At 42.0% G+C, this 17,802-nt stretch carries 14 protein-coding genes; 6 read left to right on the top strand and 8 right to left on the bottom strand.

The window, feature by feature from the left end:
• Positions 1-96 precede the first annotated feature (96 nt).
• Entirely contained in the window at positions 97-1,059 is a 963-nt protein-coding gene (locus AB0756_RS00830; RefSeq protein ID WP_038073092.1) for a DUF2382 domain-containing protein, read from the bottom strand.
• 261 nt (positions 1,060-1,320) lie between these two features.
• Positions 1,321-2,163, bottom strand: coding sequence for a DUF2382 domain-containing protein (locus AB0756_RS00825; RefSeq protein WP_038073090.1), 843 nt, complete (start codon positions 2,161-2,163; stop codon positions 1,321-1,323).
• 297 nt (positions 2,164-2,460) lie between these two features.
• On the opposite strand from AB0756_RS00825, the gene AB0756_RS00820 reads away from it, so the two are divergent.
• Together AB0756_RS00820 and rsmA are read left to right on the top strand one after the other, a co-directional pair.
• Entirely contained in the window at positions 2,461-3,123 is a 663-nt protein-coding gene (locus AB0756_RS00820; protein WP_038073088.1) for a bifunctional 4-hydroxy-2-oxoglutarate aldolase/2-dehydro-3-deoxy-phosphogluconate aldolase, read from the top strand.
• Positions 3,124-3,182: 59 nt separating this feature from the next.
• Complete coding sequence (gene rsmA / locus AB0756_RS00815) at positions 3,183-4,031, top strand: 16S rRNA (adenine(1518)-N(6)/adenine(1519)-N(6))-dimethyltransferase RsmA (protein WP_038073086.1); 849 nt, start codon at positions 3,183-3,185, stop codon at positions 4,029-4,031.
• A gap of 122 nt (positions 4,032-4,153) precedes the next feature.
• Here rsmA and AB0756_RS00810 read toward each other — a convergent pair whose 3' ends face one another.
• From AB0756_RS00810 to AB0756_RS00800, 3 genes are all read right to left on the bottom strand, one after another.
• Positions 4,154-4,531, bottom strand: coding sequence for an endonuclease domain-containing protein (locus AB0756_RS00810; RefSeq protein ID WP_038073189.1), 378 nt, complete (start codon positions 4,529-4,531; stop codon positions 4,154-4,156).
• 198 nt (positions 4,532-4,729) lie between these two features.
• Positions 4,730-5,794 carry a serine hydrolase gene (locus AB0756_RS00805; protein WP_038073084.1) on the bottom strand — a complete coding sequence of 355 codons (1,065 nt, stop codon included), beginning with the start codon at positions 5,792-5,794 and terminating at the stop codon, positions 4,730-4,732.
• Between the two features lie 163 nt (positions 5,795-5,957).
• Positions 5,958-6,209: a hypothetical protein gene (locus AB0756_RS00800; RefSeq protein ID WP_038073082.1), complete on the bottom strand. Its 252-nt coding sequence runs from the start codon at positions 6,207-6,209 to the stop codon at positions 5,958-5,960.
• Positions 6,210-6,449: 240 nt separating this feature from the next.
• Between AB0756_RS00800 and ispE the strand changes: the two genes are divergently transcribed.
• The 3 genes from ispE (at position 6,450) to AB0756_RS00785 (ending at position 8,664) form a co-directional block, all read left to right on the top strand.
• Positions 6,450-7,400 carry a 4-(cytidine 5'-diphospho)-2-C-methyl-D-erythritol kinase gene (gene ispE, locus AB0756_RS00795; protein ID WP_038073080.1) on the top strand — a complete coding sequence of 317 codons (951 nt, stop codon included), beginning with the start codon at positions 6,450-6,452 and terminating at the stop codon, positions 7,398-7,400.
• A gap of 39 nt (positions 7,401-7,439) precedes the next feature.
• Positions 7,440-7,760, top strand: coding sequence for a DUF3082 domain-containing protein (locus AB0756_RS00790; protein ID WP_038073078.1), 321 nt, complete (start codon positions 7,440-7,442; stop codon positions 7,758-7,760).
• A 139-nt stretch (positions 7,761-7,899) separates the two neighbouring features.
• Positions 7,900-8,664, top strand: a complete 765-nt coding sequence (locus AB0756_RS00785; RefSeq protein WP_050045506.1) for a pentapeptide repeat-containing protein — start codon at positions 7,900-7,902, stop codon at positions 8,662-8,664.
• A 164-nt stretch (positions 8,665-8,828) separates the two neighbouring features.
• On the opposite strand, the gene AB0756_RS00780 is transcribed toward AB0756_RS00785, so the two are convergent.
• The 3 genes from AB0756_RS00780 to AB0756_RS00770 form a co-directional block, all read right to left on the bottom strand.
• Positions 8,829-10,181 (bottom strand): FAD-binding oxidoreductase, encoded by a 1,353-nt coding sequence (locus tag AB0756_RS00780; RefSeq protein WP_038073076.1) that lies wholly within the window; start codon positions 10,179-10,181, stop codon positions 8,829-8,831.
• 184 nt (positions 10,182-10,365) lie between these two features.
• Positions 10,366-14,871, bottom strand: a complete 4,506-nt coding sequence (locus AB0756_RS00775; RefSeq protein WP_050045505.1) for an nSTAND1 domain-containing NTPase — start codon at positions 14,869-14,871, stop codon at positions 10,366-10,368.
• A 366-nt stretch (positions 14,872-15,237) separates the two neighbouring features.
• Positions 15,238-15,363, bottom strand: coding sequence for a hypothetical protein (locus AB0756_RS00770; protein ID WP_272900163.1), 126 nt, complete (start codon positions 15,361-15,363; stop codon positions 15,238-15,240).
• Positions 15,364-15,880: 517 nt separating this feature from the next.
• Between AB0756_RS00770 and AB0756_RS00765 the strand changes: the two genes are divergently transcribed.
• A complete protein-coding gene (locus AB0756_RS00765; protein ID WP_038077309.1) occupies positions 15,881-17,755 on the top strand; it encodes an aminopeptidase P family protein in 1,875 nt (624 codons plus the stop codon).
• Positions 17,756-17,802: the final 47 nt, after the last annotated feature.

Below are 17,802 nucleotides of genomic sequence, written 5' to 3'. Positions count from 1 at the left end.
GGTTGCTTTAACAGGCTTTAAGATCCCCAGCTTCTGAAAAGAAGTCGGGGATCTGACCGTTCTAGTTTGTTCAACTAGAGGGAAAAATACAAGGGATTAGCGCTCATCAATTGGGAGACCGGGAGCGTTAACGTCTAGTTCTTCGCGACGAATTGTCTCTTGTTCTTCTACAGTATCCCGATCTACAACTTTTCTAACTCGAACTTCTTCGCGCAGGACAGCTTCCTTACGGATGTCAGGAGTTTCTTCGTAGATTTCCATACGAGCAACTTCGCCTTCACGGAAGTTTGCTTCCCCAGGATTCACTGCTCTACCTGCATCTGTTGGCGTTACCCGCTCAACAATAACTCTCTCTTTCTCTATTGGAACTGCAACTCTTGCTGTTTCAGTTTCAATGTGTTTGCCAATAGCGACTTCACCAGCCTTGATCCGTCTCTTATTAGCAATCAATCGTTCTTCGTATAGTCTCAGCGTTTGATGATCGCGATCGTTCATCCCATACAAAGATGGCTCAGCATCGTAACGGTATGTATTGCGATCGTAGCTAGTGGTGTTAGCGGTAGTTGCAGGCTGATTGATTGAGGCTGCTACTCGATTTGCTGCAGATCCAGCTGCATAATTAGCATCTAGAGGAGCAGATGCTTCCAAAGGAGTCGAAGTTTCTAGAGGAGCAGATGCTTCTAAAGGAGTTTTAGTACCGACAGGACTGCGATAAACGTTACGCAGACGCTCTTCATAGTCGTAATCAATAGCGTCACGTTCGTTGAACTCTGGCAAATTATCTGCTTGCTCTCTCGTCATTCCTACGGCGTACACGCGATTTGTATTGTAATCGATGCGAGCGCGACCAATAGGAAGCAATACTTTCTTACCAAAAATCCAAAAACCTAAATCAACAACAAAGTAGCGAAAACGACCTTCATCATCAACTAAAACATCGTTAACTGTACCAATTTTCTGGTCGCTTCCTTCTTCATAGACACTCATTCCTTTGATGTCATCGCCACCAAATGTGTCTTTATAGTTTGGATCGAAATCAGAAACTTTATAAAGAGGCATATTTTTACCCTCCAACTATTTTTCTCTCTTACTCAGTCATGTTAAAAGAAGAATTTCTATGATTCCTCTCTCCTACGAATGACTTAATTAGACTTGTTATTAGTTAGTTTTTCTTGGATCGAACTCTCAACGAATACCCACCATCTACTCACTTTTATGACTTAGTTAGACTGGTGAGTGATTAGTCGTTACTTGTTATTTTTAGATATTACGTAACACTATTAACGACTAACCACTATCCACTAACAACTAACCCTTAAATTAAATCCGGTCATTTAATTTTTTCTCGGAAGTATTCGTTAGTAAATCTCCCTCTGTCTGAATATCTAATTCTTCACGACGGATGGTTTCTTGTGCTTCTACAGTATCGCGATCTACGACTTTTTTAACTCGAACTTCCTCACGCACAAAGGCTTCTTTGTGGATCTCGGGTGTTTCTTCGTAGATTTCTATACGTGCAACTTCTCCTTCTTGGAACTGTAACTCGCTAGGATTGACTGCTCTTCCTGCATCTGTAGGATTGATGCGCTCAATCACAACTCGCTCTTTTTCAATTGGTACTGAAACTCTTGCTGTTTCAGTTTCAATATGTTTGCCAACTGCAACTTCTCCTGTTTTAACGCGGCTCTTGTTGGCGATTAACCGTTCTTCATACAATCTGAATGTTTCTTGATGTTGGTTGTTCAAATTGTACAAAGCGGAGTCTTGTTGGTAGTTGTAAGTATCGCGATTGTGGGTTGCAGTACTGGATAGAGGGCGATAAGCTTTACGGACTTGTTCTTCGTAATCGTAATCAACCGTCAAATTGGATCTGTATTCAGGTAAGCTTTGTACTTGCTCTTTGCTCAGTCCATCTACAAAAACGCGTCTGGCGTTGTAGTCAATGTGAGCTAGACCAATTGGTAGTAGAATCTTTTTATTAGAAGAATCATAAGCGCTATCTATAACGAGATAGCGAAAACGACCTTCACCATCTACCAACACATCATCAACAGAGCCAATTCTCTTTCCACCTTGGGTATAGAGATCTAAAGCTTTAACATCATCGCCACCAAAAGTCTCTCTGTAGTTTGGATCGAAGTCTGCAATCTTGTAAAGAGGCATGGTATTTTTCTGTACTATTAAGAACGTCTTAGTAGTAGAGTAAAATTGAATAAAAAAATTTCCCTCTTGCTGACGACTTAATTTAACTGACGATTTAGCAGTCAAAGGTTATGAATTTCTAAGAATTGATTATTACTAATTTTTGAGCGCTCAACATTTATTTTCAAACTGAGAAAAGAGTGCTATGCTAGCTTTTTTACGAAAAATACAACATCAGTCTCTAGAAAGAAAGTATATTAAATTTTATTTCATAAGTAAGACTAATTAGTTTTATCATTCATCTAAAATTATCAAAAAATGTCCAATCAAGTTTGGCTATCACAACTTAAAGAACACAAAGCGATCGCAGTTATCCGTGCTCCAGAAATTTCATTGGGTTACCAGATGGCTTTAGCAGTTGCATCTGAGGGAGTTAAGTTTATTGAAATTACTTGGAATAGCCATCGTGCTGCTGAACTGATAGGTCAATTACAAGCAGAATTACCTAAATGCACGATCGGCACTGGTACATTATTAAATCTCAAGCATATGCAAGAAGCTATTGCAGCAGGAGCACAGTTTCTCTTTACTCCTCACGTTGACTTAGCAATGATTCAAGCAGCGGTTGCTGTTGATGTCCCAGTCATACCGGGAGCGCTTTCCCCTACAGAAATCGTTACTGCTTGGGCTCATGGTGCAAGTTGTGTCAAAGTATTTCCCGTAGAAGCACTCGGAGGTGTTCAATATATAAAAAGTTTGCAAGGTCCCTTGGGTCATATACCCCTAATTCCAACAGGTGGTATTACTCTAGAAAATGCTAAGGATTTTTTACAAGCAGGAGCGATCGCAGTTGGTTTAAGCAGTCAATTATTTCCTAAAAAGTATGTAGAGTCAAGGAATTGGCAGGCGATTGCCCAACTGGCAAAAAATTTAGTGCAAACAATGGGAACTGGGGACAAGGTGGACAAGGAAGATAAGTAATACTTAATGCCTAATGCCCAAAATCCAAAATTCAATAAGTGTTAAGAAAGTTAAGAAAAATGGTTGGTAAAGATTTTCAGAAGTTAGCTCCGCGTAAGTCCTTTGCCCAGCATTGGCTAAAAAGTGATAAAGCCCTCAACGAAATCGTTCGGGCTGCACAACTCCAAAATTGCGATCGCGTTTTGGAAATTGGTCCGGGAACAGGTGTGCTCACTCGCCGCCTGTTGCCAGAAGTACAATCCTTATTAGCGGTGGAGATCGATCGTGACTTGTGCAAGCGCTTGGTCAAGGAACTTGGAAACAAAGAAAATTTCTTACTCCTACAAGGGGACTTTCTTGAACTAAATCTACTACCCCTGCTTCAATCGTCTCCGGCATTTCAAAACCAAAACAAAGTCGTTGCTAACATTCCCTACAATATTACAGGACCGATTATTGAGAAATTGCTGGGTACAATATCTAACCCCAATCCCCAACCCTATGATTTAATCGTGCTACTGGTACAAAAAGAAGTTGCAGAACGACTGACAGCAAAAGCCGGCTCGAAAGCTTTTGGAGCACTGACTGTAAGAGTCCAGTATTTGGCAGAATGCGAGTTAATTTGTACGGTTCCGGCGGGAGCGTTTTACCCACCACCAAAAGTAGATTCAGCCGTTGTGCGCTTGGTTCCCCGTAAATTTGAACCACAAGCCTTGGATGCACGACAGTTAGAAATGCTGGTTAAGTTGGGCTTTGGAGCAAAGCGCAAAATGTTACGAAATAATTTGCAATCAGTTGTGGAACGCGATGACTTGACTAAGTTACTAGAAGAATTAAACGTAAATCCCCAAGTTCGAGCAGAAGAACTGAGTGTCGGACAATGGGTAACATTAGCAAATAAAATAAACCTTAGTTCGACCCAAGCTTAGTCTGCTTTCCCACGGAGTAAGTAACCATAAAGCCCCCCTTTCCAAGGGGGGTTTGGGGGGATCGAAAACCACTGTGTCAATCAGCAAAAAATCCCCCTGCATATAGTGACCACCTTTCCTTCTTAAAACAGAATTTCCTCCTCAATCTGCTGACACACACCATCAAATTCCATCATCACCTGCTCATTCGTAAATCGAAGAACCTTCAAGCCATAGTCTCCCAAGATCTGTGTCCTCTCCAAATCGTACAACCTACTCTCTTCTGTAAAATGACTCTCTCCATCCACCTCAATCACCAGTTTTAGCTCAGCACAGTAAAAATCAACTATAAAGCGATCGATCGGGCGCTGACGCAACACGCGAAATGGAAACATTTTCAGATATCCTTGCCAAAGCTTTTTTTCAGCAGGAGTGAGATTTTTGCGAAGTTCCTTTGCTTTAGTTACAAGTTGTGGGTTGTAAGGCAAGTTAAAATCTGTTTTGCAGAGGTTGTAAGTCATTTGATCCCCCCTACCCCCCTTGGAAAGGGGGGAAATGGAATTACGTACACATTCAGATTTAGTACTCCCAAGCAATGAGGAGCGCACCAGGTTTGTGCTCGCTATTCCATACCTGAAAAAGGGGGGAAATGGAATTACGTAGACATTAGGTTTTTGTGCTGCATAGTCCTATCTGCGTACTAATCATCGGTTGGGTGATTACCGTTGAAAACCTGTTAATTGTGCAGTATTCTCGTAATCATACAAAAATCGGGAAACTTGACGAATAAATTCTGTTGCTCTGGAGTCATGATTGGGTCTTTTGACCAAAATTCCTGCCAAGTATATTTTTCCGTTTGGTGTTTGAATAATTCCCGCGTCTCCAAGCACAAATCTCAGCGTTCCAGTTTTATGGGCAATGATAGCACCCGAACCCAAACCAGAAGGTAGCATACTTTGGTTGTGGCATTGACGCATTATTTGCAAAACTTGAGAACGACTGGTGTTATTAATTAATTTGTCGTTGGTAACTAGCGCAGATAATCTCACTAAGTCTTTTGCACTGGTAGTATTAGTTCCGTTAACGTCTGCTAGAAGATTGCGAATTGTGGTATTTTTCAATCCCCAACTCTGAAAACGCTGATTTAATACCGCCTTACCACCCAAACGGTCAATAATCATATTTGTGGCGGTATTATCACTGATAGTCATCATCTTAGTTGCAGTTTGCAAGACGCTAAATCGACTGCCAACAGATTGACTTTGCATATCTCCCGAACCACCAGCAACTAAGTCCCGTCGCATCACCAAAGATTCATCAAAACGCACTCTACCGGCTTCTATTTCCTGAAATAATGCTATCAAAATGGGGAATTTAATGGTGCTAGCTGCTGGAAATGCTTTATCTCCATTAATATTTAAATAATCACCAGACTGCAAATCCAAAAAAAACATTCCTGGGAGGAGAAAACTGTAACGAGCCATTAAAGCTTGAATTTGAGAATTAAGCGGTGACATTTCTTTGCCTGTAGGAACAATTTCGGCAAATGAATCACGATCGCCTGAATTTACAGAATCAGTTTCAGGTTTTGGCGCAATAAATTCAATTTCCGGTAAACGATCTAATTCTTTTGAAGAATTGTTATCCGCAATGCTATTGGAGTATTTACTCTGCGCGATCGCTCTTGATTGGTTACTATACGCTGATTGTGATGGAGTTGCTTTTGCTGGAGAAGATAACAATACAATAGATGTGAGGCTTAATACGAACCAGTGCAGTTTCATTAGTGTGCTAGGAGGTGTGAACCGTAAATCTCGATAGAAATGTTTTGCATCTTATTCACCAACCACTCCGGTTGTCAAGATCGAGCAAAAAACTTCTTGAAACCTTTACAGTTAACTCATTTTCGATGGCATTGTCTCTCCTCGTAGAGGAAACTCTCTCAGACTACCAAAAATCCTGACTTAAACGCCGATTTTCTCCCATACCCCCATTTCGGTATAAATACTGTGTTGACCAATGTTCGCAAGCTTCTGTAAGCACTTGTAGCTCCTCTGAACTCAGGAGTTCGTTGGGTTTGTCAGATGCCAGAATCTTAGCTGCTAAGGCGGCTAAGTTGTGTTCTACACCATACTTGAGCAGCTCGTTATGATAAAGATTCTCGTTTTCTTGGGCTAGCTTGAAAAAGTAAGGAGTCATTAATTTTCCAAGATCGCTAATTGTTAATACTCTTATTTGTAAACTTGAACTGCGATCGCAGTTACCAACAAAAAAAGTAAATTTTTCATTCTTAAGGCAGTTGTAATAATAAAACTAAACAAGGTGAAGTGTCAAGAAATAATTTGCATTTGGTCTAAAAAGGCAAATGCCTGACATAATGGTTTTGTTATTTACCCATGCAGAAAAGCGACTCCTAACTCCTCGCTCTTAACTTTACCTATGCGTAGTTACACCTTAATAGCTCCTGCCAAAATCAACTTATATCTAGAAATTATTGGCGATCGCTCCGACGGGTATCACGAGTTAGTTATGATACTCCAAAGTATTGGCTTAGCAGATGAAATTCATTTACAAGCAGGGAGTATTGACACCATCCGCCTTCACTGCAACCAACCAGATTTACCAACAGACAGAGGTAATTTAGCATACCGTGCTGCCGAACTCATGACGGTAAAATTTCCAGATGCTTATGCAAAATATGGCGGTGTGGACATTAATATTAACAAGCGCATCCCTATAGCCGCAGGGTTAGCAGGAGGATCGGCGAATGCAGCAGCTGTATTGGTAGGAATAGATTTGCTGTGGAATTTAGGTCTAACTAGCACAGAATTAGAGCAGCTTGGCTCTCTACTGGGTTCAGATGTACCATTTTGCGTGGGAGGTGGAACTGCGATCGCGACAGGTAGAGGTGAGCAGCTTTCGCCGCTTAATGCTTTAGACAATATATATATAGTATTGGGCAAATACCGCAGTTTAGAAGTTTCTACCGCTTGGGCATACAAAACCTACAGACAGCAATTTGGGGATACATATCTGAGAGATACAGAAAGCTTGGTAGCTCGCGCTGCAGCAGTTCATTCTGGATCGATAGTCAAAGCTATAGTAAATAGAGACCCAAAAGAAATTGCCCAAAAGCTGCACAACGATCTAGAGCGTGTGGTGTTACCAGAATACCCGCAAGTCTTGCAACTGCGAGAAACATTTGCAGCAGCAGGTGTTTTAGGAACGATGATGTCTGGTTCGGGACCGAGCGTATTTGGGATTTGTGAATCTCAAGAGCAAGCAGAACAAGTTAAAACTCGTGTTCGAGAAACTATTCCTGACAAGGATTTAGAATTATTCGTTACTCAAACCATTACACATGGAGTACAATTCACGGTTAATCGTTAAGTGCGGCTACACTGATAAGTAATAACTTACCACTAAATTATGGCAGACCAAAAGATCGCGCAACCAACAGACTCTCAAGCGCAAGTACCTACAAATCCTTTACGCTGCATAATAGGAGCTGTGATTTCCGGGGCATTAACTTATGGATTGTACTCTCTCATGATTGGCATAGTGACAACCTATGCCAATAAACCCATTGCATCAAATAGCCAATTAGCAGCAAATATTGCTTCTGCTGTCAGGACTTTGGTTATAGGTGTTACAGCTTTAGGTACTGGAGTCTTTGGCATAGTCACAATAGGTTTGTTGGCATTAGCAGTGCAACTGGTTGTTCAAAAGCAAACAGGAAAACAAAATTAAACTGGTAAGCTTTTGAAACCGAAATCAAAGCAGAAGGAATTGAAGCTATTAACGATAAACAGGGATTTGTTTTGCGTTCTACCAAAAAGGTGTAAATTTTTCATATTTTATCTTTAAAGAAGCTTAACGTAAACTTGTAATGGGAAGTCGCGAATTGTTAGCTTTGATTTCGTCCGGTATCCAAGCTTGGAACCAATGGAGGGACAAAAATCCTGAAGTTAAACCAGATTTAAGTCATATAGAAATTTCGACTATCTTAGATGGTATAAACTTCAGTTATGCAAATCTTCAAGGAGTCAAAATTTACGAAGCCGAACTGCGAAATGCGAACTTTCACAGCGCGGACTTAAGTGGTGTTGATTTTAGCATTGCAGACTTAAGTGGAGCCAACCTGAGCTACGCTGACCTCAGTGATGGGCTATTTTTAGCATCAGTAGAGTTTCACGGAGCTAATTTAAGTGGAGCAAACCTCGCAAGAGCAGACCTGGGGGTATGCGTCCTCTATCACGGTCTTTTGTTTCGAGCAAGTTTAAGTGGAGTTAACCTCAGCCATGCGAATCTCCATCACGCAAGTTTGCGATTTGCGGATCTTAACGATGCCAACCTTCATGGAGCAAATCTTTCTGGGGCAGATCTTTGTGCAGCTGATTTGAAGGGAGCCAATCTTTTTGGAGCTGACCTCAGCTATGCTGACTTAAGAGGAGCCAATTTTAGCAATGCCAATCTCACATACGCAAACCTCAGCCATGCAAAGTTGCTTGGTTCACCTGATTTTGAGAAATTAGGAATTTATGACCTCAGTTATCTGAATGATAGAAAAGCTAATTTTAGTAACGCCAACTTGAATGGAACATGTTTACACCCAACGGGTCTCGAATTCATCTTGCCCATCGCCGTAAATTAAGTTTCCATACTCCTGCCATTGGATAACTTCTTGAGAAGAGAGTGGAGGTGCGTGCAAAACGTGTAGCAGTAACAAACACCTCTTCCTTGTCCCCCTTGTCCGGCTCTCAAATAAGATTGCTATATATCCGAGCACATAATTATCAGAATTTTTGTTGGGGGAGATTAGCCACCAACATTTAATGCTCTGCTCTTACCGGGATTCATCAACCCGTGAGGATCGACCATTTCCTTAAACTTTAATTGTTCTGGATCGATCGCTTTTCTCCCACCATCCTCAATAATATAAGTATGGGGATTAGCAATAAACACCCCTTGTTCTTCGTGATAGCGGATAATTTCGTTGAGACGTTCCTCTGTTGTAAAACGTACAAGTTGCAAAGCACCAGGAACGACACGACCGTGTTGGCGAATAAATTCCAAATGCATAGTGACTTCATCGCCAAAATGATGATACATATGCTCGACCACTTGCAGATTATCGGCAGGGAAAACACTTTGCAAATAAGTTATAGAAGTATCCACAGTCCGAGCGTGTAATGTGGTGTGATTCCAGGTAAACTCCCCTAAATTAACCCCCTTACCTGCCTCTGATGCTAATTTTTGATACGTTATTTTACCGTTAAACTGCCGTACCAATCCCGGCAGTAATTCAAAACTAGATTGGGAAACAATTAACAAAGCAACGTGCTGACCATCAGGAATATGCTCTTTAATAGCTGTGAAATAAGGAGGGATTTGAGATGCAAAAACAGCAATTTCTTTCTTAATCATCCCTTCAGCCTCAGCTAGGGATTGACCGAATCTTGCAGCTTGCATGAATTCATCGAAAGTCACAATGACTTCCACCCAGGGGTACGCTGGAGCCAAAGGAATTTCCAACTCAGTAATAATACCATTAATGCCCCATGCATGATTTACCTTTTGTACGTCATCACCGCGCAATTCCATTGCTCGTGGTTCGTCTTCTAAAGTGACAACTCTTAAAGCTTGAAGATTACCCCTGTCTCCCAAAAAACCGTACTGTATCGAACCAATTCCCCCACTACCCCCAGCAATAAATCCACCTATTGTCGCCGTGCGGTATGTAGAAGGTGCCATTCGCATCTCCCAACCGATTTCTCGTGCTTGTTTGTCCAATGCTGCTAACTTTACCCCAGCTTGCACGCGTGCTATTCCCGGTTTTATCCAAAGTACTTCGTGCATTCGGGTCATATCTAGAATAACGCCACCCTGTAGGGGAACGCATTGCCCGTAATTTCCTGTTCCCGCACCGCGCACCGTTACGGGAACGCGATGTTTGACACAAGCTGCTGCAACTTTTAATACCTCTTCTTCATTGACAGGACGCACCACAAGATCGCCTACTTTCCCCTCTAGTTTGGGTACAAGTACCGGGCTAAAGGTATGGTAATCTTGAGATAACTTTGCTACTTGATGGGAATCAGTAATGAGTTCAATACCTTCTAAAGAGGTAATCAGAGCATTTATGTCAAAAGATTTTGTGGGTGTTGTCATAATTATATGAATTCTGTAACCAATGAGTCGCCAAGGCTGTCAAGATTAGGATACAGCTTTTCGTTAAATTCTAAATTGGTTACTGGGCATTTCTTCTCCCACCCACGACAGCACGCGATCGCTTGATGAAGACTGAAGAACTCTGTAATTTTACGTACCTTAAGTGTGGTTGGAAATTGCAAATTTATTGAAACGCTCCAAGACTTTCACAAATATGGCGCGTTTCACGATTTTGATTTGGATTGGCTTTGAGATAGTCCTTTAACCACCGACAACCGCGTACTTGCAAATCGTTGAGATTTAAGTTCCATACAGTGATTTTTCCATCGTCACTGCCAATAAAAAGGGTGTGTCCATCAGGGCTGAACGTCACACTATTTATAGGGCTCGAATGTGAAGTGCGAGAAGTCAGTTCTTGACCATCTAAACTCCAGAAGTTTATATAGCTGTCCCGACTAACCGAAACAAGAATTTGACCGTCAGGACTAAAACTGATATCGCTTACCGTACCACGGTGACCCCGAAGTATTTTAACTTGACCATCTAAACTCCAAAGTCTAACTGTTGCATCCTGACTGGCAGAAGCTAGGGTTTTGCCGTCTGGGCTAAAAGTGATACTTGTAACAACATCATCGTGCTGCCCTAATGTTCTCGCTTTCCCAGTCTCTAAACTCCAGAGTTTAATGGTTCTATCCGCACTAGTTGAGGCGAGCGTTTTATTATCGGGACTAAAACTGAGGCTTGTTACCTTACCATTATGTCCAATCAAGGTCTTTAGTGGCTGTCCATCGCCATTCCACAGTTTAATTGTTTTATCTTCACTACCAGAGGCTAGGGTTTTGCCATCTGGGCTGAATATGACAGATGTAACTCCTGCACTGTGCATATGTAGCGTTTTGGGTTCCCGACCATCTAAATACCAGAGTTTGATGGTCTTATCCTCACTTGCTGAAGCCAACACCGTGCCATCGGGACTAAAACTGAGGCTTGTCACCTGACGATGATGTCCAGTTAAAGTCTTCAGTAACTGTCCTTTGGCGTTCCAAAGTTTAATGGTGTTGTCATGACTGGCAGAGGCGACAATTTTACCATCACGACTGCAAGTGATATCGGCGATCGCACCATTATGCCCAGAAAGGGTTTGCAGCGATCTGTTTTCCGGACGCCAGAGAGTAATCGAGTTGTTTCCGCTTGCGGACGCTAAAGTTTTGCTGTCGGGACTAAAGCTGAGGCTGTAGATCCGATCGTCCTGTCGGGGAAAGCTTTGCTGTTTGTAATCATTCACTGTCCATAATTTAATGACACCATCTTCATCAGCAGAAGCCATAGTTTTGTTATTTGGGCTGAAACTGACACTGAGAACAACAGCATTGTGAGCCAAAGAAATTTTCTGTTCCCAATTATCTGTGCTCCAAATTTTGATAGTGTTGTCTTGACCAGCAGAGGCAATAGTTTTACCATCTGGGCTGAAGGCAACACTTGTCACACCTTGGCTGTGCCCTGTCAAAGTTTTGAGTACCCGACCATCTGTGCTCCACAGTTTGATGGTTTTGTCCTGGCTCCCAGAAACAATGGTTTTACCATCTCGGCTGAAGACAACACTTGTCACACCTTGGCTGTGCCCTGTCAAAGTTTTGAGTACCCGACCATCTGTGCTCCAGAGTTTGATAGTGTTGTCCTGGCTGCCAGAGGCGATAGTTTTACCATCTGGGCTGAAGACAACACTTGTCACACCTTGGCTGTGCCCTGTCAAAGTTTTGAGAACCCGACCATTGATGCTCCAGAGTTTGATAGTGTTGTCCTCACTGCCAGAGGCGATAGTTTTGCCATCTGGACTGAAGGTGACACTTGTCACGGCTTTAGGTTGCTCTATAAAAGAATTGAGTACCCGACCATCGACACTCCACAGTTTGATGGTTTTGTCCGCTTTTGATGCTGAGACAAGCATTTGACCATCAGGGCTGAAACTCACACTTGTGACATCTCGACTATGCCCAAATAAACGATTATATTCTTTGACTCTATAAAGTATGATTTGCAAAGTCTTTGCCAATCCGTATTCAATTTGGGAATTGGAGGGGAATAATTTTAGCAGTGGGTTCTTTAAATTCTGTGCTGTTTGAATACCATGACGTAATGCTTCGATTTCGCGGTAGGAAACCCATAATCCATCCGAAACTTGCGTATCTGCTTCAATCTGTCTGATTTGAGCATTGCGCTGACCGATTAAAGCCGCAACACTCAAACCGCTTAATCCCAGCATCACCGCGATCGCAATCATCCAACGCAAGCGAGTATTCCTTTGTTGTCGCCTGATGCTGCGTTGCACAAACTCTGCTTCTACCTGATTCAACCAGTGGTCACTGGACTGAAGTTTCTCATTTAAGACTGGGAGATAAGGATCGTTATTCCAAAGATAATTTACCGATTTTTCTCTTGGATGTTTTTGAGCATTCTTTATCGGCTGAATCTTGCGCTGATTAAACCAGTTTTCGATAACATCAAGTTTTTGCTCAATGGAATTGAGGAGAGATTCAGCTTTAGCTGAAAAACTTGGTAATTGCTCCTTGTTTTTGATACTTTTCCACTCTAATGCAGCAGGCGTTAAACGGCGTTGTAGTTCCAGGCTTTTCTCCGCGTCGATCCATTCACGCAACCTATTCCACCCGCATATCAGAGCATCATGGGCAGGTTCTACGTAAGGTTTTTGTTCCTCATCTGCTCCCCGAATCAGCAAGCGAGCATCACAAAAGTGCTGAACGACTTCCTTTACCAGCTGGTTTTCTGGTTCTGGATACTCCAGTTCAATTTCTGATACCCTGCGGCGAGCTAGTTCGCCACTACCAAAAGCAACCATCCTTAACATCACATGAGGTATGGTTAGCTCATAAGCCGAGTTCAAGTCCACCAAGACTTTGTATTCCTGCTCGGCTCGTTGGGTTAGGGATTGGATGACTCCTCCTAATTCTTCATAATCTGCTTGGGTAAGCGCTCGATCGAGGGTTCTGTTTTGATTGTTAGCCTCCCATTGGCGCTTTAAATACTTTAAGTAAAGTTCGCTTAAGGCAAAGGACAGTAGCGGTAGTGTCCCTGGCATATCAGCTACTTCATCTATCAATTGGTCTACCAAACTGTAGGGTTGAAAATACATAACCCGCGTTTCTGCTGGTTTCTCAATCGCTTCTCGCAATTCTGTTTTTGTCATGGCAGACACGATAAATCGTCCTTTTTGCCAATAATTCTTTAGGTCGGTATTTTCTAACCGAATAGTTGTTGGGAGCAACTTTAGAACAAGGTCTCTTAATTGCGGCTCAAAGTCGGAGCGTAAGGTGAAAACTACCCGTAACTGCTGAGGATGGGTAATAATTGCCTTTGCAATTTCATTTAGAAATGCCTTGCTTTCTTCCTCATTGTGACAAAGAGTTACAAGTTCTTCACTCTGGTCAATGAATAACAGTAGTTTTGAGGTGCAATTGTGGTTTACCCAAGTAGCGATCGCATCAGCGAGAGAATGCTGCTGATTTACCTCTGGTAGGTTGGCGTTAGCAAGTGCATAGTTCAAAGCCAAGAATGGCAAAGCTCCAGGTCGAATGGCAGGTATAATACTCCACGGTTGATGGGATTGCTGCTGATTTGTTGACTTCAATAAAGGCATTAATCCCGCTCTCACTAAGCTAGACTTACCAGAGCCGGAAGCACCTAGCACCACAGTTAGGGGATTGGTAGCCACAAAATCGTATAGTTTTTTGACTAACTCTGTTCTACCGAAAAACAGGTGGCTGTGTTTTTCGTCAAACGTCTGTAAACCTCGGTAGGGGTTTTGCGACTCATCCAAAGGCGGTGCTGGCGGTAAGTTCAATGGATGTCCTGGTGTTAGAAAGACATACTCGCCTTTATCGTGCTTTGTTAAAGACCAAATACCAGGGGTTTGCTTGTGGCGAAATGCTTCAGTGACAGGTTCAACGCGATCGCGTATATACAAGTACAGTTCGGTAGCAGTCATGACTCCGTCTCCAGGAGCTTTGCCATGGCTTGCTGGAGGATAGGCATCAGCAGCACCTGTAAGGGCTTCAAACAATGCGGTAGCAAACGGAGAATGGCTGCCAATCTCACCGCGTTGGGTATTGAGATCCAATGCATCTAAAGCTTTTTGGTCAGCCGCCGCAGAGGTAATGACTTGCCAAGCGGGATCGCAGATAAAGCGCTCGTAACGTTCTTGATGGAGTACTTCGGGCGTTGACATGGCATTTCTGGTAAATGACCAGCGAAACGCACCAGAAAAACAGCAGTCAAGTATACCAAGGAAGTGACGGCAGGTCAAGTGAGTCAAGCATTCATGTACTTGAGTCATTGGTAGGTAAGTTCTGGTATCTCCCAGTTTGGCATTCTGCGGTACTAAATAACCGTGTGGACCATCTTCGCTATTTAAGGCTATTCCGTGACCTGCAAAGTAGAATAGGAGGCGATCGCCAGACTGAACCTCTTGCAGCAGAGTTTTTTCAAGTAGATGAATTAAGTTGTCTAGGGTTGCATCTTCATCTAAATAAACCCACACTTGGTATTGATGTTTTTCCTTCAAAAGTTCTACTAGTTTTTTAGCGTCATTGATAGCAGTTTGGAGAGGAAAAATCCCATTTTGATAATTGTCAATACCAATGATAAATGCCAAATTGCGCGAAAAACCTGGCATGATACAACCCCTAAACTCAGTAATTTTTAACCATTCATTATTTGAAAAAAATCGTTTTTTTTAAGAAGCTTTAAATTGAGTTAGTTACAATCTCGCACAGTTATTTCAAATATCTAGGTTAAATATTTTTAATTTTTGAATTTGGACATTTGGAAATAAGTTTTAGCCTTTTCAAGCACTTCTAAGCGCCAGTTCGTGTTTAAATAAATACATTATCTATCTTATGGAATCGGCTGTGTGCCCATTCCACAAGAAAAAGTTTGATATTTTTTGATTTTGTAAATTCCTGAATTTAAGTTTTACAGACACTAGAAGATTCTGCTTGAGAAGATGAGCTAATTTTACACAATAACTTGTAAGTCTTTCCTAGTTTGACGGTCTTGCTTCTTTGTATTCAGGCTTTGGCTCCTGACGCTGGGTTTCCCTATCTTTCTCATTTTGGGGTTGAGAATTTTCTTTGGTGTTGCTTTTTTGAGAAGTTTTGTTTGACATCTTTGTGACTCCTTGACGATGGTAATTGTGTTTCGTCTGTTTCTACTCTTTTATAGTTGACTAAATTTGAACCTTATGCAGTTCATTATCTCAAGTAGCTCTGTCACTAGGTTGAGAACCTATTTAAAGTGAATAGTATTATCATACAAATTCAGTTGACTGAAAACTTTAACTTTTGCGATCGCCCCTAAAAGAGAACTCTCAAATTGCTACTTTTTGTATTTTTAGTTGTATCAAAAAATACGCTAAATTATATGATAAGCTCAGCTAATAAATGAATAGGAAATTCCTACTTCCTTCCCGTTATAAGATTACCGATATGCTTTTCCTATTTCTTCGCAATCTTTGCGTCTTTGTGGTTCATTTAAATAGGTAATCTTCCGGTGGAAAAGGAGTATCAACTCTTTGCATTAGCTCTGTAGTAAAAATCCATAGAGAGTTAGGTGTAAAATAAACTTTGGAGGATCGGTTAGAATAAAAACAGATAAACTCATTAAATCGTAATCCCTATCATTCCATGACGCCTTCAGACTTGTTAACTGCCCCAGCCTCTACCTCGCTACAAGCGAAATTAACAAATTTACGTGCGTTGATGCAAGAGTATCAATTAGATGCTTACCTGATTCCCTCTGCTGATGAGCACTTAAATGAATATCTCCCAGAAGCAAAACAGCGACGAATGTGGGTCAGTGGCTTTACGGGTTCTGCAGGAGATTTTTTGGTAGGACGGGAATCGAGTTGGTTGTTTGTTGATTTTCGCTACCACGAACAAGCCGATCTAGAGGTTGATTTATCTTTGGTTCATGTCTCAAAATTGGGCATGGAAGGGCATAATACTGTGGTGGAAACGCTAGAAACTTTGGGACAAAAAGTGGCTGGTTTTCGCTTGGGGTTCGATCCATTCACTATTCCTGTTGAACAATATCGGACATTTCAAAATAAATTAAAATCTGCTGGTGTGGAACTAGTACCAGTGAACCAGAATTTGGTAGATATTGTTCGTTCTCAAAGTCCTTGGGTTGAATCAGATCCTATACCGGCTTTGGGTGATTCTAAAGTATTTTACGTCCCTAATGAAGTAACCGGAGCGACAATAGAGCAAAAGTTGGGCAGAATTAGGGAAGCTATGCGAGCGCACAAAACAGAAATCTTCCCCATAACCAAGTTGGATCAACTAGCATGGCTGTTTAACTTAAGAGGTTGGGATATTCCCTACAACCCTGTCTTCATTGCTTATGCGATCGTGACTCCAAATGAAGCGTTTCTCTTAACTAATTTGGATCGCATTGATACAGAAGTTCGGCAATTTTTACAAGACAGTGTCACTTTACTTCCCTATGAAAAATACACAGAAACTCTGAATGCTTTAATTTCACAAGAAAGTCAGGGCAAAGTCCTTTTAGACCCCAAGCAAACGACAATGGGTACTTATCAGTTAATAGATAAGAATCGCATTGTAGAAACTGCTAATCCTATTGAGGGAATGAAAGCTCGCAAAAATGCGGTTGAAGTCGAGCAAATGAAGGGGGCGAATCTCAAATCAAGTCGCGGAAAAGTCCGAACTTTAAAGTGGATATCGGAACAACTTGCAAGCGGACAGCAATTGAGCGAGTTAGATGTTGCAAATGCGATCGCTCAATTCTACCAACAACAACCCGACTTCCAAGGGTTAAGTTTTAACACAATTGCAGGTGCGGGAACAAACAGTTCTATTGTTCACTACGGTACACCCAGTCCCAACGTATTGCTAAGTGAGGGTCAATTCTTCTTACTCGACTCAGGGGCGCAGTATTTGGGAGGGACAACAGATGCTACCAGAACTATTATTGTAGGTGAACCAACTCCCGAACAAATTTTACGTTATACCGAAGTTTTAAAAGCACACATTAACTGTGCCATGCAAAGGTTTCCCAAAGGGACAACAGGTGTGCAACTCGATGGTATCACTCGGGCTAATATGTGGATGGAGGAACTTGACTACGGACACGGTACCGGGCATGGAGTTGGTGCTTTTTTAAACGTCCATGAAGGTCCCAATGGCATTAGCAAGCGTGCTGCTGAACCCTTAGAACCGGGTATGGTAACGAGCATTGAACCGGGTTTTTATTTAGCTAATTGGGGAGGTATTCGTATTGAAAACCTCTACGTGGTGAAAAATTTAACTCCGGAGTCCGAACTCCAAGCAGATCCAAGCAAAACTCCTTGGTATGGCTTTGAACCATTAACGTACATTCCATTCGATAAACGATTGATTGCACTAGATCGATTGGAACTGAGACAACGTCAGTGGTTGGAAAATTACCATGCTGCTGTTGTGGAGAAGCTAACTCCAATTTTGGACCCGAGTGAGGCAGACTGGTTGAGAGAAGCGTGTCATCTGGGCGATCGCTAAAGACACTAGAGATAAGGCGGCTTTTTCAAGGCTGAGTCTTCCACTCC

The organism is Tolypothrix campylonemoides VB511288_2, from assembly GCF_045999855.1.
Taxonomy (GTDB): Bacteria; Cyanobacteriota; Cyanobacteriia; order Cyanobacteriales; family Nostocaceae; genus Scytonema; species Scytonema bouteillei_A.
Note: the sequence above shows the minus strand (reverse complement) of the source record. Positions and strands in the feature narration are given on the sequence as shown.

Bases quoted from the DNA above. Each gene is read 5' to 3' on its own strand.
- AB0756_RS00830 (WP_038073092.1), bottom strand. From the start codon at position 1,059: ATGCCTCTTTATAAAGTTTCTGATTTCGATCCAAACTATAAAGACACA.
- AB0756_RS00825 (WP_038073090.1), bottom strand. From the start codon at position 2,163: ATGCCTCTTTACAAGATTGCAGACTTCGATCCAAACTACAGAGAGACT.
- AB0756_RS00820 (WP_038073088.1), top strand. From the start codon at position 2,461: ATGTCCAATCAAGTTTGGCTATCACAACTTAAAGAACACAAAGCGATC.
- rsmA (WP_038073086.1), top strand. From the start codon at position 3,183: ATGGTTGGTAAAGATTTTCAGAAGTTAGCTCCGCGTAAGTCCTTTGCC.
- AB0756_RS00810 (WP_038073189.1), bottom strand. From the start codon at position 4,531: ATGACTTACAACCTCTGCAAAACAGATTTTAACTTGCCTTACAACCCA.
- AB0756_RS00805 (WP_038073084.1), bottom strand. From the start codon at position 5,794: ATGAAACTGCACTGGTTCGTATTAAGCCTCACATCTATTGTATTGTTA.
- AB0756_RS00800 (WP_038073082.1), bottom strand. From the start codon at position 6,209: ATGACTCCTTACTTTTTCAAGCTAGCCCAAGAAAACGAGAATCTTTAT.
- ispE (WP_038073080.1), top strand. From the start codon at position 6,450: ATGCGTAGTTACACCTTAATAGCTCCTGCCAAAATCAACTTATATCTA.
- AB0756_RS00790 (WP_038073078.1), top strand. From the start codon at position 7,440: ATGGCAGACCAAAAGATCGCGCAACCAACAGACTCTCAAGCGCAAGTA.
- AB0756_RS00785 (WP_050045506.1), top strand. From the start codon at position 7,900: ATGGGAAGTCGCGAATTGTTAGCTTTGATTTCGTCCGGTATCCAAGCT.
- AB0756_RS00780 (WP_038073076.1), bottom strand. From the start codon at position 10,181: ATGACAACACCCACAAAATCTTTTGACATAAATGCTCTGATTACCTCT.
- AB0756_RS00775 (WP_050045505.1), bottom strand. From the start codon at position 14,871: ATGCCAGGTTTTTCGCGCAATTTGGCATTTATCATTGGTATTGACAAT.
- AB0756_RS00770 (WP_272900163.1), bottom strand. From the start codon at position 15,363: ATGTCAAACAAAACTTCTCAAAAAAGCAACACCAAAGAAAATTCTCAA.
- AB0756_RS00765 (WP_038077309.1), top strand. From the start codon at position 15,881: ATGACGCCTTCAGACTTGTTAACTGCCCCAGCCTCTACCTCGCTACAA.